Annotated in this window: 1 protein-coding gene; it reads left to right on the top strand. The window is 55.1% G+C overall.

Annotated elements, in window-relative coordinates:
* Positions 1–25: 25 nt before the first annotated feature.
* Entirely contained in the window at positions 26–580 is a 555-nt protein-coding gene (locus tag L2I46_RS29280) for a fluoroquinolone-acetylating aminoglycoside 6'-N-acetyltransferase AAC(6')-Ib-cr5 (protein WP_063840321.1), read from the top strand.
* Positions 581–642 lie beyond the last annotated feature (62 nt).

The following is a 642-nucleotide window of genomic DNA, read 5'->3' as shown; positions in this document are numbered from 1 at the left end:
GTTAGGCATCACAAAGTACAGCATCGTGACCAACAGCAACGATTCCGTCACACTGCGCCTCATGACTGAGCATGACCTTGCGATGCTCTATGAGTGGCTAAATCGATCTCATATCGTCGAGTGGTGGGGCGGAGAAGAAGCACGCCCGACACTTGCTGACGTACAGGAACAGTACTTGCCAAGCGTTTTAGCGCAAGAGTCCGTCACTCCATACATTGCAATGCTGAATGGAGAGCCGATTGGGTATGCCCAGTCGTACGTTGCTCTTGGAAGCGGGGACGGACGGTGGGAAGAAGAAACCGATCCAGGAGTACGCGGAATAGACCAGTTACTGGCGAATGCATCACAACTGGGCAAAGGCTTGGGAACCAAGCTGGTTCGAGCTCTGGTTGAGTTGCTGTTCAATGATCCCGAGGTCACCAAGATCCAAACGGACCCGTCGCCGAGCAACTTGCGAGCGATCCGATGCTACGAGAAAGCGGGGTTTGAGAGGCAAGGTACCGTAACCACCCCATATGGTCCAGCCGTGTACATGGTTCAAACACGCCAGGCATTCGAGCGAACACGCAGTGATGCCTAACCCTTCCATCGAGGGGGACGTCCAAGGGCTGGCGCCCTTGGCCGCCCCTCATGTCAAACGTT

This window comes from Klebsiella sp. 2019SCSN059, from assembly GCF_021739525.1.
GTDB lineage: Bacteria > Pseudomonadota > Gammaproteobacteria > Enterobacterales > Enterobacteriaceae > Klebsiella > Klebsiella quasipneumoniae.
The sequence above is the reverse complement of the archived record's forward strand: the minus strand, read 5'-3'. Positions and strand labels throughout refer to the sequence as shown.